The organism is Chryseobacterium electrogenes (assembly GCF_053553015.1).
The window spans coordinates 1,854,856-1,870,813 of the sequence record NZ_JBNPPB010000002.1; the positions used below are offsets into that span (position 1 = coordinate 1,854,856).

5 protein-coding genes, 4 tRNA genes and 6 rRNA genes are annotated in these 15,958 nt (G+C 41.6%); 2 read left to right on the top strand and 13 right to left on the bottom strand.

Annotated elements, in window-relative coordinates:
* Positions 1-43 precede the first annotated feature (43 nt).
* From ACQQ6V_RS08495 to ACQQ6V_RS08555, 13 genes are all read right to left on the bottom strand, one after another.
* Entirely contained in the window at positions 44-1,381 is a 1,338-nt protein-coding gene (locus ACQQ6V_RS08495; protein WP_448845107.1) for a T9SS type A sorting domain-containing protein, read from the bottom strand.
* Between the two features lie 301 nt (positions 1,382-1,682).
* Positions 1,683-1,790, bottom strand: a 5S ribosomal RNA gene (gene rrf / locus ACQQ6V_RS08500).
* Positions 1,791-1,931: 141 nt separating this feature from the next.
* A 23S ribosomal RNA gene (locus ACQQ6V_RS08505) occupies positions 1,932-4,695 on the bottom strand.
* 155 nt (positions 4,696-4,850) lie between these two features.
* Positions 4,851-4,924: transfer RNA gene (locus ACQQ6V_RS08510), tRNA-Ala, on the bottom strand.
* A 99-nt stretch (positions 4,925-5,023) separates the two neighbouring features.
* Positions 5,024-5,097: transfer RNA gene (locus tag ACQQ6V_RS08515), tRNA-Ile, on the bottom strand.
* 216 nt (positions 5,098-5,313) lie between these two features.
* A 16S ribosomal RNA gene (locus ACQQ6V_RS08520) occupies positions 5,314-6,830 on the bottom strand.
* A 656-nt stretch (positions 6,831-7,486) separates the two neighbouring features.
* Entirely contained in the window at positions 7,487-7,981 is a 495-nt protein-coding gene (locus ACQQ6V_RS08525) for a L,D-transpeptidase (RefSeq protein ID WP_448845108.1), read from the bottom strand.
* The gene (locus ACQQ6V_RS08530; RefSeq protein WP_448845109.1) at positions 7,918-8,505 is read right to left on the bottom strand and encodes a hypothetical protein; all 588 of its coding nucleotides are present in this window, start codon (positions 8,503-8,505) and stop codon (positions 7,918-7,920) included. Before ACQQ6V_RS08530 ends, ACQQ6V_RS08525 begins: the two co-directional genes overlap by 64 nt.
* A gap of 247 nt (positions 8,506-8,752) precedes the next feature.
* Positions 8,753-8,860 (bottom strand): 5S ribosomal RNA (gene rrf / locus ACQQ6V_RS08535).
* A gap of 148 nt (positions 8,861-9,008) precedes the next feature.
* Positions 9,009-11,771, bottom strand: a 23S ribosomal RNA gene (locus tag ACQQ6V_RS08540).
* Positions 11,772-11,926: 155 nt separating this feature from the next.
* Positions 11,927-12,000 (bottom strand) — tRNA-Ala (locus ACQQ6V_RS08545).
* A 100-nt stretch (positions 12,001-12,100) separates the two neighbouring features.
* Positions 12,101-12,174 (bottom strand) — tRNA-Ile (locus tag ACQQ6V_RS08550).
* A 209-nt stretch (positions 12,175-12,383) separates the two neighbouring features.
* A 16S ribosomal RNA gene (locus tag ACQQ6V_RS08555) occupies positions 12,384-13,898 on the bottom strand.
* Together the 16S, 23S and 5S rRNA genes with 4 tRNA genes alongside form the textbook arrangement of a ribosomal RNA operon.
* Before the next feature lie 880 nt (positions 13,899-14,778).
* Between ACQQ6V_RS08555 and ACQQ6V_RS08560 the strand changes: the two genes are divergently transcribed.
* Both ACQQ6V_RS08560 and ACQQ6V_RS08565 read left to right on the top strand, forming a co-directional pair.
* Positions 14,779-15,363 carry a Crp/Fnr family transcriptional regulator gene (locus ACQQ6V_RS08560; protein WP_448845110.1) on the top strand — a complete coding sequence of 195 codons (585 nt, stop codon included), beginning with the start codon at positions 14,779-14,781 and terminating at the stop codon, positions 15,361-15,363.
* Positions 15,364-15,427: 64 nt separating this feature from the next.
* Positions 15,428-15,757 (top strand): DMT family transporter, encoded by a 330-nt coding sequence (locus ACQQ6V_RS08565; protein WP_448845111.1) that lies wholly within the window; start codon positions 15,428-15,430, stop codon positions 15,755-15,757.
* Positions 15,758-15,958: the final 201 nt, after the last annotated feature.

A 15,958-nucleotide genomic window follows, 5' to 3' on the forward strand; every position in this document is an offset into this window, starting at 1 on the left:
GATTCTAAACATTGATGCTATTAAAAATAATTTATTAATATTATTACTTAACAATATATCTAAATTTACAGTTGAAATTTTTACCATTATTATCCTGAGCCTGAACAAAATAAAGACCGCTTTTTAACCCCAATAAATTAAAGAAAGTACGATTATCTTCTTTAATTAGCCTTCCATCGATACTATATAATTGTGATTTGGCAATATCATTTGTATTTAATAAAACTACATTAGAGTTTTTATCTACATAACATTTTTTTATCTCATTTTTACTAACTTCATTATTGGACAAACTATTTAATTGATGTCTTAAGACAGGATAACCATTATTAATATTTGTATTATCCATTTTCCAAATTCCATTGTTACTAAAATTCCAATTATGGCTTACATAGGTTGAGAGGTTTTTCAGTTCAGAAGTACTTTTAGGACTTGCCATAATATTAGGATCAGGTATAATATTAACTTTATCATTATCCCAAAAACTATCAGTAACTCCGCTTAAGTTTACATTACCTACACCTACTATTTGTCCTACTAACTTTAATGAATTGCTATTGCTAATCGTTCCAGCGAAATAACAAGACGATAAAATACCAGTTGCACGAGAATATAAGCCTACTTTATCAGCAAAACCATATCCGTCGATAATATTAGAGACACAATAGGAGTTATCAATTATACCATCATAAAATTCACCTACAAATCCGCCACAATTAGTTCCTTCAACAGTTCCCTTAACATAAGATTGAGAAATATTACAAGCAGCTAAGCCAAATAAACCGCCAACCATTCTATTTCCTTTAACACTAGAATCAGAATATGAGCTTTTAACATTACAATGTGTAACTGTTCCACCTATCCCACCTACTCCATCATTTCCTTTAATATATCCTTGAACAGAACAATTAACAATTCCATCAGGTAAAGGACTAGCTCCTACTACCAAAGGATTGCTCAATGTGCCTATTAGACCTCCAACATACTTATATCCCGTAACAGACACTTCTCTTAAATTAATATTTGAAAATGTTGCTTTTTCACAATTTCCAAACAATCCTATATAATCTGATGTAGGCCTATTAATAAACAAATTAGAAATATAAAAACCATTACCGTCATAATGTCCTGTAAAAGGTTTAGAATAATTACCAATTGGCGAAAAACCTAAGCCCGAATTACTCAAATTAGTAGGCGATGCATCAATATTTGAATTTTGTGAAAAATTCTTATTCCAATATACATTATTCTCACTCAAAAAATTTAAATCATTCAAATTTGAAATAATATAAGGATCTGCTTTAGTACCCGTACCACCAGAAAATTGCGAATAACAAATGATTGAAATAAAAAATAAAATTAAACTAATCCTTTTTTTCATAATTCTTATTATAAATATTATTAAATGGCAATATAATAAAAATTAACTTCAAATTTTTATTTTTTACTAGTAATTACCACAAAAACATATTATAAACACAATACTATAAAATCTCAAAACACCAATATAACATAGTGATTAACAAACCTTTTATTATAAATTATAGGGGCTTAATAATAAATACTTATTATTAAACACACATTTCTAATATCTAACTTCTAAAGTTTAATATCTTTCGTCTTTTTTCAAAAGTATAGACCAAAAAAAAGCTCAATCAACTAAATGATTGAGCTTTAAAAAAAACTGGCGGCGACCTACTCTCCCGCGTTAGCAGTACCATCGGCGCTAGAGGGCTTAACTTCTGTGTTCGGAATGGGAACAGGTGAGCCCCTCTGCTAAAACCACCCTAAATAAGGTATATTTTAGTTTTGGGTATTTAGTGTTGGCTATTTAGCATTCATACTAAAAACAATACACTAAAAACTATGTTTATCGATAAAAACGTTCACAAAGACAAAACCTTTGGCGCGCAAACTTGCGCTTTACAATAGGCTATAAATCTACGGGTAATTAGTACTACTTGGCTATGACATTACTGCCTTTACACCTATAGCCTATCAACGTGGTCATCTCCCACGACCCTTAAAAGAAGTCTAATCTTGCGGCGAGTTTCGCACTTATATGCTTTCAGTGCTTATCTCTTCCAAACGTAGCTACTCAGCGGTGCACCTGGCGGTACAACTGATACACCAGAGGTTTGTTCAACACGGTCCTCTCGTACTAGAGTCAAGTCCGCTCAAACTTCTAACGCCCGCAATAGATAGAGACCGAACTGTCTCACGACGTTCTGAACCCAGCTCGCGTGCCACTTTAATGGGCGAACAGCCCAACCCTTGGGACCTTCTCCAGCCCCAGGATGTGACGAGCCGACATCGAGGTGCCGAACCTCCCCGTCGATGTGAGCTCTTGGGGGAGACTAGCCTGTTATCCCCGGAGTACCTTTTATCCTATGAGCGATGGCCCTTCCATACGGAACCACCGGATCACTATGTCCTGCTTTCGCACCTGATCGACTTGTTGGTCTCACAGTCAAGCACCCTTATGCCATTACACTCTACGCACGGTTACCAAGCGTGCTGAGGGTACCTTTGAAAGCCTCCGTTACTCTTTTGGAGGCGACCACCCCAGTCAAACTACCCACCACGCAATGTCCTTCTAAAAGAAGTTAGGCTTCAAGTAAGTAAAGGGTGGTATTTCAACGTTGACTCCACAAACACTAGCGTGCCTGCTTCAAAGTCTCCCACCTATCCTACACATTACTTACTCAAAGTCAATACGAAGTTATAGTAAAGGTTCACAGGGTCTTTTCGTCCCATTGCGGGTAATCGGCATCTTCACCGATACTACAATTTCACCGAGCTCGTGGCTGAGACAGTGCCCAGATCGTTACACCATTCGTGCAGGTCGGAACTTACCCGACAAGGAATTTCGCTACCTTAGGACCGTTATAGTTACGGCCGCCGTTTACTGGGGCTTCAGTCAAACGCTTCGCTTACGCTAACGCCCTTCCTTAACCTTCCAGCACCGGGCAGGTGTCAGACCCTATACAGCATCTTTCGATTTAGCAGAGTCCTGTGTTTTTGATAAACAGTCGCCTGGGCCTCTTCACTGCGGCCAACATTGCTGTTGGCGTCTCTTCTTCCGAAGTTACGAGACTATTTTGCCTAGTTCCTTAGCCACGACTCACTCGAGCACCTTAGGATTCTCTCCTCGACTACCTGTGTCGGTTTTGGTACGGGTTGCTTCACTTCGGCTTTTCTTGGAAGCGCTTTCCTTACAACAACTTCGCCCGAAGGCTAGGTCTTGACTATTCCGTCAGTCTCCAGTAAGTACGGCACTCCGTCCCCTTTTAGTGTGAGCAAGTATGGGAATATTAACCCATTGTCCATCCACTTCCCAGTTCGGGTTCGCGTTAGGTCCAGACTAACCCTCAGCTGATTAGCATGGCTGAGGAAACCTTAGTCTTTCGGTGAGGGGGTTTCTCGCCCCCTTTATCGTTACTTATGCCTACATTTTCTTTTCTATCCGCTCCACAATACCTCACGATACTGCTTCGGCGCAAATAGAATGCTCTCCTACCAGATATACCCCTAAGGTATAAATCCATAGCTTCGGTAATATGTTTATGCCCGATTATTATCCATGCCGGACCGCTCGACTAGTGAGCTGTTACGCACTCTTTAAATGAATGGCTGCTTCCAAGCCAACATCCTAGCTGTCAATGCAGTCCAACCGCGTTATTTCAACTTAACATATATTTGGGACCTTAGCTGTTGGTCTGGGTTCTTTCCCTCTCGGACATGGACCTTAGCACCCATGCCCTCACTGCCGTAGAACATTTATTAGCATTCGGAGTTTGTCAGGAATTGGTAGGATTTGACTCCCCCGCATCCAATCAGTAGCTCTACCTCTAATAAACTTATATACGACGCTGCACCTAAATGCATTTCGGAGAGTACGAGCTATCTCCCAGTTTGATTGGCCTTTCACCCCTACCCACAAGTCATCCGAAGACTTTTCAACGTCAACCGGTTCGGTCCTCCACTTTGTGTTACCAAAGCTTCAACCTGCCCATGGGTAGATCACAAGGTTTCGCGTCTAATACTACTAACTAAGCGCCCTATTCAGACTCGCTTTCGCTCCGGCTCCGGACCTGAAGTCCTTAACCTCGCTAGTAACATTAACTCGTAGGCTCATTATGCAAAAGGCACGCCGTCACTCAACTTGTGAGCTCCGACCGCTTGTAGGCGTACGGTTTCAGGTTCTATTTCACCCTTCTATTCGAAGTGCTTTTCACCTTTCCTTCACAGTACTTGTTCACTATCGGTCTTTCAGGAGTATTTAGCCTTGGAGGATGGTCCCCCCATATTCAGACAGGATTTCACGTGTCCCGCCATACTCATTTATCATCTAAATATACCTTTCGAATACCGGGCTATCACCGTCTACGGCTGTTCTTTCCAGAACATTCTTCTAAATATATAAAGACTTTTGGGCTAATCCGCGTTCGCTCGCCACTACTTACGGAATCTCTTCGATTTCTTTTCCTCCGGGTACTTAGATGTTTCAGTTCTCCGGGTTTGCTTCTCAATGTAAACATCAAGATGACTGGTCTTCAACCAGACGGGTTGCCCCATTCGGACATCTGCGGATCAATTCGTGTGTGCCGATCCCCGCAGCTTTTCGCAGCTTACCACGTCCTTCTTCGCCTCTGAAAGCCTAGGCATCCGCCATACGCCCTTAACGATTTCTTTCCTATTGGTTACTCAAGCGCTTGTTTGCGCTCGGTTTTCTCTTTGTGATGTCTTTACCGTTAATGTCAATGATCTTTGTTTTCTTCTTATTTGTCTGATGAACAATTGTTGTTTTTGGCTCCAATCGTAACTTTTAAATCAAACTCCTAAAACTGTGGAGAATAAGGGAGTCGAACCCTTGACCTCCTGCGTGCAAGGCAGGCGCTCTAGCCAGCTGAGCTAATTCCCCCTCTAGTTAAGATGTTAGATACTAGATTTAGATCTTAGACTTTTGCTCACGCATATATCTAACTTCTAAATTCTGACCTCTAACCTCTATTCCAATTAGTAGTCTCGGGCAGGCTCGAACTGCCGACCTCTACATTATCAGTGTAGCGCTCTAACCAGCTGAGCTACGAGACTTCGTTTTAGATGTTAGATTTTAGATAATAAAGGTTAGACTAATTTCTAACTTCTAATTCCTAACTTCTTTTTCCAAATCTCTTCCCTATACTAATTTCTAGTGGGTTTATCTTTTTTATATATCCAACCGAGTAAAAAAACCAAAACTTGTAGTTTTGTCTAAGGAGTTGTTGTCAATTTAATGACTTGTACGTTTTTCGTCTTAAAGACGCTCTAAAATGAGATGTTCCAGCCGCACCTTCCGGTACGGCTACCTTGTTACGACTTAGCCCTAGTTACCTGTTTTACCCTAGGCAGCTCCTGTTACGGTCACCGACTTCAGGTACCCCAGACTTCCATGGCTTGACGGGCGGTGTGTACAAGGCCCGGGAACGTATTCACCGCGCCATGGCTGATGCGCGATTACTAGCGATTCCAGCTTCATAGAGTCGAGTTGCAGACTCCAATCCGAACTGAGAACGGCTTTCGAGATTTGCATCCAGTCGCCTGGTAGCGTCCCTCTGTACCGTCCATTGTAGCACGTGTGTGGCCCAAGGCGTAAGGGCCGTGATGATTTGACGTCATCCCCACCTTCCTCTCTACTTGCGTAGGCAGTCTCACTAGAGTCCTCAACTTAATGTTAGCAACTAGTGACAGGGGTTGCGCTCGTTGCAGGACTTAACCTAACACCTCACGGCACGAGCTGACGACAACCATGCAGCACCTTGAAAATTGTCCGAAGAAAAGTCTATTTCTAAACCTGTCAATTCCCATTTAAGCCTTGGTAAGGCTCACTCGCGTATCATCGAATTAAACCACATGCTCCACCGCTTGTGCGGGCCCCGTCAATTCCTTTGAGTTTCATTCTTGCGAACGTACTCCCCAGGTGGCTAACTTATCACTTTCGCTTAGTCTCTGAAACCTAAATCCCAAAAACGAGTTAGCATCGTTTACGGCGTGGACTACCAGGGTATCTAATCCTGTTCGCTCCCCACGCTTTCGTCCATCAGCGTCAGTTAAAACATAGTGACCTGCCTTCGCAATTGGTGTTCTAAGTAATATCTATGCATTTCACCGCTACACTACTTATTCCAGCCACTTCTACTTTACTCAAGACTTGCAGTATCAATGGCAGTTCGACAGTTAAGCTGCCGGATTTCACCACTGACTTACAAGCCCGCCTACGGACCCTTTAAACCCAATAAATCCGGATAACGCTTGCACCCTCCGTATTACCGCGGCTGCTGGCACGGAGTTAGCCGGTGCTTATTCATATAGTACCTTCAGCTACTTACACGTAAGTAGGTTTATCCCTATATAAAAGAAGTTTACAATCCATAGAACCGTCGTCCTTCACGCGGGATGGCTGGATCAGGCTCTCACCCATTGTCCAATATTCCTCACTGCTGCCTCCCGTAGGAGTCTGGTCCGTGTCTCAGTACCAGTGTGGGGGATCACCCTCTCAGGCCCCCTAAAGATCGTAGACTTGGTGAGCCGTTACCTCACCAACTATCTAATCTTGCGCGTGCCCATCTTTATCCACCGGAGTTTTCAATAAATCAAGATGCCTTGACTCATATTATGGAGTATTAATCCGAATTTCTTCGGGCTATCCCCCTGATAAAGGTAGGTTGCACACGTGTTACGCACCCGTGCGCCGCTCTCAATGTCCCGAAGGACATCTACCGCTCGGCTTGCATGTGTTAGGCCTCCCGCTAGCGTTCATCCTGAGCCAGGATCAAACTCTCCATTGTATGTTGGTTTGTCCTTAAACTCTACTCAATCCTAAAATTGACGCTTTGGTTTTTTTTCCTTACTTGGTTGTTATATGTTATTTCAATGATCTATATTCTTCTCGCTTTTCTATCAGGAATCTTCTCTGTCAGTCGTCCCTGATTTGCGAGTGCAAAAGTAAAAACTTTTTCCGATATACACAACTCTTATTATTACTATTTTTCTTAGCCATAATAATCATCAAAACATATCTTATACTCTACTCCTACGCTTGCTAATCTATCTCGATTTGCGTTTGCAAAAGTAAAACTTTTTATCAATACTCGCAAATAAAATTTATATTTATTTTTTGAGAATCTTTATAGTTTATGTCATCTTTACTGCTTCTGCGCCGCTCTTATCTCTAATTGCGACTGCAAAGGTAAGCTCTTTACATATCCCCCGCAAACTTATTGTGAACTATTTATTAACGCATCCTTAAACACCCTGAAATTCAATGCTCTTTTTTTAATCTTAGTCTTCAGACATGGATGCGGGATTCGAAGATTGCAAAATGCAACGATGAAACGATACAGCGAGAGGCTATATAAAATAAGCCTATCAATTAGACAGGCGCATCTATTTTAACGGGAAGGATTCTATTTTATATACTGAAGAAAGTATTAATATAATTAGTTTAGTTTTCTAATTTTTGTTTTGATGCTATAGATCTAGCGGTTTTTATAGAATCTGAAACTTTTATACGATTATTTTGTTCTTTTATAATCAACTCAATTTTTGGTTGAAGCATCGTTGTCATTTCTTCTACAGAAACATTATTAGAGCTGGGATCTTGAAGAAGGTTTTTCCATGGTCTGCGCTTCCCCCAAGGATAATCGCCATAAACTAAGACTGCTGTACCTTTTGCCTTTGTCGTAGCGCCTCCTGGATTAAGAATCCAAGTATCTGCATAAGAATATAACCATATCGCATCATTTTTCAGTAATCGTAGACATGAATGTGAGGCTGGATAACCTGGTAATTCATACTCGTGCCATCCTATACCATCCATATTAAAAATATTAAAATTATAGGGTAATTTCCATTCACTCTTAACTGTAGATATGGCTAATTCTTTCTTCCAATTTGCAAAGGTAAGTCCTGTTTTAGTTTTTGAAGTTTTTTTCCCCATACTTGTAGGACCCATTTGACTAAAGTTCCATTATTGTATACTCCATATGCTTGTATCGGATAAGAAAAAACAACAAATTTATTAACTGGGCTTAAGATATCCAGCTGCTTAGGGAAAGGAGAATAGTCCATAAGACTTGTATCAATTACCTTTGGGACTACTAATGTATCTGCTTTTAATCTATTTTTTACATCGAGTCTATTAAGTGCATAGATAGCATATTGCTCCTGCTCGTTGTACTTTTTATTGAAAATAGAAAAAATAGAATCTTTATCTTTTTTATCTTTTGGGAAAATAAAAGCATTATAGAATCCAAACTCTTGCTCAGCTGGCGGAATTGATTTCTTTATAACAACTTTTACACTATCATTCTCCTTTTTTATGATAGAATCCTTTATAATAATATCTTCTGAAGCAGATGTATTATCATCTATTGACTTATCAACTTCTTCTTTTTTACAAGCCCAAAAGGATAAAAGAATAAATAACAACAATAAATAGTTTTTTGATACGTGTTTTTTCATAAATGTCTATTAATCGATTGCTTAACAATAATAATACCAATTTATGATTTTTACAATGAGCAGTCAATAAGTTTAAGAATTGAATCAAATTTATCCAATCTTTAACTTTAGCATACATTCTAAAGTCTCCCATCAACACATCACATCACCCAATCCTCTCATCGTCACATCGTCACATTTCTTTCGTCTTTTTCAAAAAGTATGGACCAAAAAAAGCTCAATCAACTAAATGATTGAGCTTTAAAAAAACTGGCGGCGACCTACTCTCCCGCGTTAGCAGTACCATCGGCGCTAGAGGGCTTAACTTCTGTGTTCGGAATGGGAACAGGTGAGCCCCTCTGCTAAAACCACCCTAAATAAGGTATATTTTAGTTTTGGGTATTTAGTGTTGGCTATTTAGCATTCATACTAAAAACAATACACTAAAAACTAAAAACTATGTTTATCGATAAAAACGTTCACAAAGACAAAACCTTTGGCGCGCAAACTTGCGCTTTACAATAGGCTATAAATCTACGGGTAATTAGTACTACTTGGCTATGACATTACTGCCTTTACACCTATAGCCTATCAACGTGGTCATCTCCCACGACCCTTAAAAGAAGTCTAATCTTGCGGCGAGTTTCGCACTTATATGCTTTCAGTGCTTATCTCTTCCAAACGTAGCTACTCAGCGGTGCACCTGGCGGTACAACTGATACACCAGAGGTTTGTTCAACACGGTCCTCTCGTACTAGAGTCAAGTCCGCTCAAACTTCTAACGCCCGCAATAGATAGAGACCGAACTGTCTCACGACGTTCTGAACCCAGCTCGCGTGCCACTTTAATGGGCGAACAGCCCAACCCTTGGACCTTCTCCAGCCCCAGGATGTGACGAGCCGACATCGAGGTGCCGAACCTCCCCGTCGATGTGAGCTCTTGGGGGAGACTAGCCTGTTATCCCCGGAGTACCTTTTATCCTATGAGCGATGGCCCTTCCATACGGAACCACCGGATCACTATGTCCTGCTTTCGCACCTGATCGACTTGTTGGTCTCACAGTCAAGCACCCTTATGCCATTACACTCTACGCACGGTTACCAAGCGTGCTGAGGGTACCTTTGAAAGCCTCCGTTACTCTTTTGGAGGCGACCACCCCAGTCAAACTACCCACCACGCAATGTCCTTCTAAAAGAAGTTAGGCTCCAAGTAAGTAAAGGGTGGTATTTCAACGTTGACTCCACAAACACTAGCGTGCCTGCTTCAAAGTCTCCCACCTATCCTACACATTACTTACTCAAAGTCAATACGAAGTTATAGTAAAGGTTCACAGGGTCTTTTCGTCCCATTGCGGGTAATCGGCATCTTCACCGATACTACAATTTCACCGAGCTCGTGGCTGAGACAGTGCCCAGATCGTTACACCATTCGTGCAGGTCGGAACTTACCCGACAAGGAATTTCGCTACCTTAGGACCGTTATAGTTACGGCCGCCGTTTACTGGGGCTTCAGTCAAACGCTTCGCTTACGCTAACGCCCTTCCTTAACCTTCCAGCACCGGGCAGGTGTCAGACCCTATACAGCATCTTTCGATTTAGCAGAGTCCTGTGTTTTTGATAAACAGTCGCCTGGGCCTCTTCACTGCGGCCAACATTGCTGTTGGCGTCTCTCTTCCGAAGTTACGAGACTATTTTGCCTAGTTCCTTAGCCACGACTCACTCGAGCACCTTAGGATTCTCTCCTCGACTACCTGTGTCGGTTTTGGTACGGGTTGCTTCACTTCGGCTTTTCTTGGAAGCGCTTTCCTTACAACAACTTCGCCCGAAGGCTAGGTCTTGACTATTCCGTCAGTCTCCAGTAAGTACGGCACTCCGTCCCCTTTTTAGTGTGAGCAAGTATGGGAATATTAACCCATTGTCCATCCACTTCCCCGTTCGGGTTCGCGTTAGGTCCAGACTAACCCTCAGCTGATTAGCATGGCTGAGGAAACCTTAGTCTTTCGGTGAGGGGGTTTCTCGCCCCCTTTATCGTTACTTATGCCTACATTTTCTTTTCTATCCGCTCCACAATACCTCACGATACTGCTTCGGCGCAAATAGAATGCTCTCCTACCAGATATACCCCTAAGGTATAAATCCATAGCTTCGGTAATATGTTTATGCCCGATTATTATCCATGCCGGACCGCTCGACTAGTGAGCTGTTACGCACTCTTTAAATGAATGGCTGCTTCCAAGCCAACATCCTAGCTGTCAATGCAGTCCAACCGCGTTATTTCAACTTAACATATATTTGGGACCTTAGCTGTTGGTCTGGGTTCTTTCCCTCTCGGACATGGACCTTAGCACCCATGCCCTCACTGCCGTAGAACATTTATTAGCATTCGGAGTTTGTCAGGAATTGGTAGGATTTGACTCCCCCGCATCCAATCAGTAGCTCTACCTCTAATAAACTTATATACGACGCTGCACCTAAATGCATTTCGGAGAGTACGAGCTATCTCCCAGTTTGATTGGCCTTTCACCCCTACCCACAAGTCATCCGAAGACTTTTCAACGTCAACCGGTTCGGTCCTCCACTTTGTGTTACCAAAGCTTCAACCTGCCCATGGGTAGATCACAAGGTTTCGCGTCTAATACTACTAACTAAGCGCCCTATTCAGACTCGCTTTCGCTCCGGCTCCGGACCTGAAGTCCTTAACCTCGCTAGTAACATTAACTCGTAGGCTCATTATGCAAAAGGCACGCCGTCACTCAACTTGTGAGCTCCGACCGCTTGTAGGCGTACGGTTTCAGGTTCTATTTCACCCTTCTATTCGAAGTGCTTTTCACCTTTCCTTCACAGTACTTGTTCACTATCGGTCTTTCAGGAGTATTTAGCCTTGGAGGATTGCTCCCCCATATTCAGACAGGATTTCACGTGTCCCGCCATACTCATTTATCATCTAAATATACCTTTCGAATACCGGGCTATCACCGTCTACGGCTGTTCTTTCCAGAACATTCTTCTAAATATATAAAGACTTTTGGGCTAATCCGCGTTCGCTCGCCACTACTTACGGAATCTCTTCGATTTCTTTTCCTCCGGGTACTTAGATGTTTCAGTTCTCCGGGTTTGCTTCTCAATGTAAACATCAAGATGACTGGTCTTCAACCAGACGGGTTGCCCCATTCGGACATCTGCGGATCAATTCGTGTGTGCCGATCCCCGCAGCTTTTCGCAGCTTACCACGTCCTTCTTCGCCTCTGAAAGCCTAGGCATCCGCCATACGCCCTTAACGATTTCTTTCCTATTGGTTACTCAAGCGCTTGTTTGCGCTCGGTTTTCTCTTTGTGATGTCTTTACCGTTAATGTCAATGATCTTTGTTTTCTTCTTATTTGTCTGATGAACAATTGTTGTTTTTGGCTCCAATCGTAACTTTTAAATCAAACTCCTAAAACTGTGGAGAATAAGGGAGTCGAACCCTTGACCTCCTGCGTGCAAGGCAGGCGCTCTAGCCAGCTGAGCTAATTCCCCCTCTAGTTAAGATGTTAGATGATAGATATTAGATATTAGACTTTTGCTTGCGCATATATCTAACTTCTAAATTCTGACCTCTAACCTCTATTCCAATTAGTAGTCTCGGGCAGGCTCGAACTGCCGACCTCTACATTATCAGTGTAGCGCTCTAACCAGCTGAGCTACGAGACTTCGTTTTAGATGTTAGATAATAGAGGTTAGACTAATTTCTAACTTCTAATTCCTAACTTCTTTTTCCAAATCTCTTCCCTATACTAATTTCTAGTGGGTTTATCTTTTTTATATATCCAACCGAGTAAAAAAACCAAAACTTGTAGTTTTGTCTAAGGTCTTGTTGTCAATCTAATGACTTGTACGTTTTTCGTCTTAAAGACGCTCTAAAATGAGATGTTCCAGCCGCACCTTCCGGTACGGCTACCTTGTTACGACTTAGCCCTAGTTACCTGTTTTACCCTAGGCAGCTCCTGTTACGGTCACCGACTTCAGGTACCCCAGACTTCCATGGCTTGACGGGCGGTGTGTACAAGGCCCGGGAACGTATTCACCGCGCCATGGCTGATGCGCGATTACTAGCGATTCCAGCTTCATAGAGTCGAGTTGCAGACTCCAATCCGAACTGAGAACGGCTTTCGAGATTTGCATCCAGTCGCCTGGTAGCGTCCCTCTGTACCGTCCATTGTAGCACGTGTGTGGCCCAAGGCGTAAGGGCCGTGATGATTTGACGTCATCCCCACCTTCCTCTCTACTTGCGTAGGCAGTCTCACTAGAGTCCTCAACTTAATGTTAGCAACTAGTGACAGGGGTTGCGCTCGTTGCAGGACTTAACCTAACACCTCACGGCACGAGCTGACGACAACCATGCAGCACCTTGAAAATTGTCCGAAGAAAAGTCTATTTCTAAACCTGTCAATTCCCATTTAAGCCTTGGTAAGGTTCCTCGCGTATCATCGAATTAAACCACATGCTCCACCGCTTGTGCGGGCCCCCGTCAATTCCTTTGAGTTTCATTCTTGCGAACGTACTCCCCAGGTGGCTAACTTATCACTTTCGCTTAGTCTCTGAAACCTAAATCCCAAAAACGAGTTAGCATCGTTTACGGCGTGGACTACCAGGGTATCTAATCCTGTTCGCTCCCCACGCTTTCGTCCATCAGCGTCAGTTAAAACATAGTGACCTGCCTTCGCAATTGGTGTTCTAAGTAATATCTATGCATTTCACCGCTACACTACTTATTCCAGCCACTTCTACTTTACTCAAGACTTGCAGTATCAATGGCAGTTCGACAGTTAAGCTGCCGGATTTCACCACTGACTTACAAGCCCGCCTACGGACCTTTAAACCCAATAAATCCGGATAACGCTTGCACCCTCCGTATTACCGCGGCTGCTGGCACGGAGTTAGCCGGTGCTTATTCATATAGTACCTTCAGCTACTTACACGTAAGTAGGTTTATCCCTATATAAAAGAAGTTTACAATCCATAGAACCGTCGTCCTTCACGCGGGATGGCTGGATCAGGCTCTCACCCATTGTCCAATATTCCTCACTGCTGCCTCCCGGAGGAGTCTGGTCCGTGTCTCAGTACCAGTGTGGGGGATCACCCTCTCAGGCCCTTAAAGATCGTAGACTTGGTGAGCCGTTACCTCACCAACTATCTAATCTTGCGCGTGCCCATCTTTATCCACCGGAGTTTTCAATAAATCAAGATGCCTTGACTCATATTATGGAGTATTAATCCGAATTTCTTCGGGCTATCCCCCTGATAAAGGTAGGTTGCACACGTGTTACGCACCCGTGCGCCGCTCTCAATGTCCCGAAGGACATCTACCGCTCGGCTTGCATGTGTTAGGCCTCCCGCTAGCGTTCATCCTGAGCCAGGATCAAACTCTCCATTGTATGTTGGTTTGTCCTTAAACTCTACTCAATCCTAAAATTGACGCTTTGGTTTTTTTTCCTTACTTGGTTGTTATATGTTATTTCAATGATCTATATTCTTCTCGCTTTTCTATCAGGAATCTTCTCTGTCAGTCGTCCCTGATTTGCGAGTGCAAAAGTAAAAACTTTTTCCGATATACACAACTCTTATTATTACTATTTTTCTTAGCCATAATAATCATCATCACACATCTTATACTCTACTCCTACGCTTGCTAATCTATCTCGATTTGCGTTTGCAAAAGTAAAACTTTTTATCAATACTCGCAAATAAAATTTGTATTTATTTTTTGAGAATCTTTATAGTTTATGTCATCTTTACTGTCTTCTGCGCCGCTCTTATCTCTAATTGCGACTGCAAAGGTAAGCCCTTTACATATCTCCCGCAAACTTATTGTGAACTATTTATTAACGCATCCTTAAACACACTGAAATTCAATGCTCTTTTTTTAATCTTAGTCTTCAGACATGGATATGGGATTCGAAGATTGCAAAATGCAAGGTTGAAACAATACAGCGATAAGCCATATAACATACGCCTATCGAATTAGACAAACCTATCTTTTTTAACGGGAAGAATACGATTTTAAATAATGAAAGTAAGCTTCTAATTGCCCTCTTTGCTCGCAATAGGGATGGAAGCGGCATCCTTTTTCTTGTGGAATGAGGCGGCGGAGCAAAGCGGAGACGTCAAAATGACAAAAGTAAAAGATACAGCGGACAGCCCGACCCTATAGCAGCAGCTTATGCCAAGGCAAGGGTATTGCCTAAGTTAAAGACACCTTATATATAATACAATCGCATATTCTTTTCCATTAAAGTCCGTTGAAAAATATTAATTTTGAAGAACATTTTAAATGAAATGATAATTGAAGAAATTATAAACTTAAACTTTTTCATGCCAGAAGACTCGCAACAGCTTCTAAAAAGGCATATTTCTGAAGTTTCTTTTCAGAAAAACCATATTCTCATGCATGCCGATAGGATTGAAAATAATATTTATTTTATTAAAAAAGGTTTAGTCCGTGCATTTTCTGTTATTAACGACAGTGAAGTGAGCTTTTGGTTTGGGCGTGAAGGCGAAGCAATTTTGTCTATGAAAAGTTATCTACATCGCGAGAAAGGCTATGAGAGCATTCAACTTTTGGAAGATTGTGACTTTTATAAAATCAATTCTGAGGTATTAAAAGGTCTTTTCAAGGAAGATATAAATATCGCGAATTGGGGTCGTATTCTTTCAGAAGAAGAATTGATAAAAACCGAAGAACGTTTTATCTCTAGGATATCCATGAACGCTACAGAGCGTTATCTACAACTTTTGAAACAAACTCCAGACTTATTATTACGTGTACAACTGGGACATATCGCCTCTTACCTTGGTATTACACAAGTAAGTCTTAGCAGAATTAGAGCAGAAATCCGTTAATTATTTATCATATGTAAAAAATATTTTGTCCGAAAAGCCGGAAATTTGTGCAAAATAAAAAAATATGAATTGGATTATCTTAATCATCGCTGGACTTTTCGAAGTTGGATTTACCTCATGTCTAGGAAAAGCAAAAGAAACAACTGGTACAGAATCTTACTTTTGGTACGCAGGATTTGCCGCTTGTCTTATTTTTAGTATGTTAGGATTAATAAAAGCTACACAATCTTTACCATTAGGCACCGCATATGCCGTGTGGACTGGCATTGGTGCTGTAGGAACAGTATTAATGGGGATTTTTATCTTTAAAGAACCAGCAAGTTTTTGGAGACTATTTTTCATTTTCACATTGATTAGCTCTATTGTTGGATTGAAAGCCGTTTCTTCTCATTAGATTGATTTTAATAAATTTAACTTTATCTTATTTTGAATAACATAATATGATGAGGCAATCTACTATTATCAATATTATAAGTAGTGTTTTTTTTCTGGGGTTGACATTAGCTCAGCAAAGATTGATACTATAAAATACTTAATAGCAAGACAATAAAAGCAAGATCTACGGGTTTTGCTTTTTCTATTTTAAAATTATAAT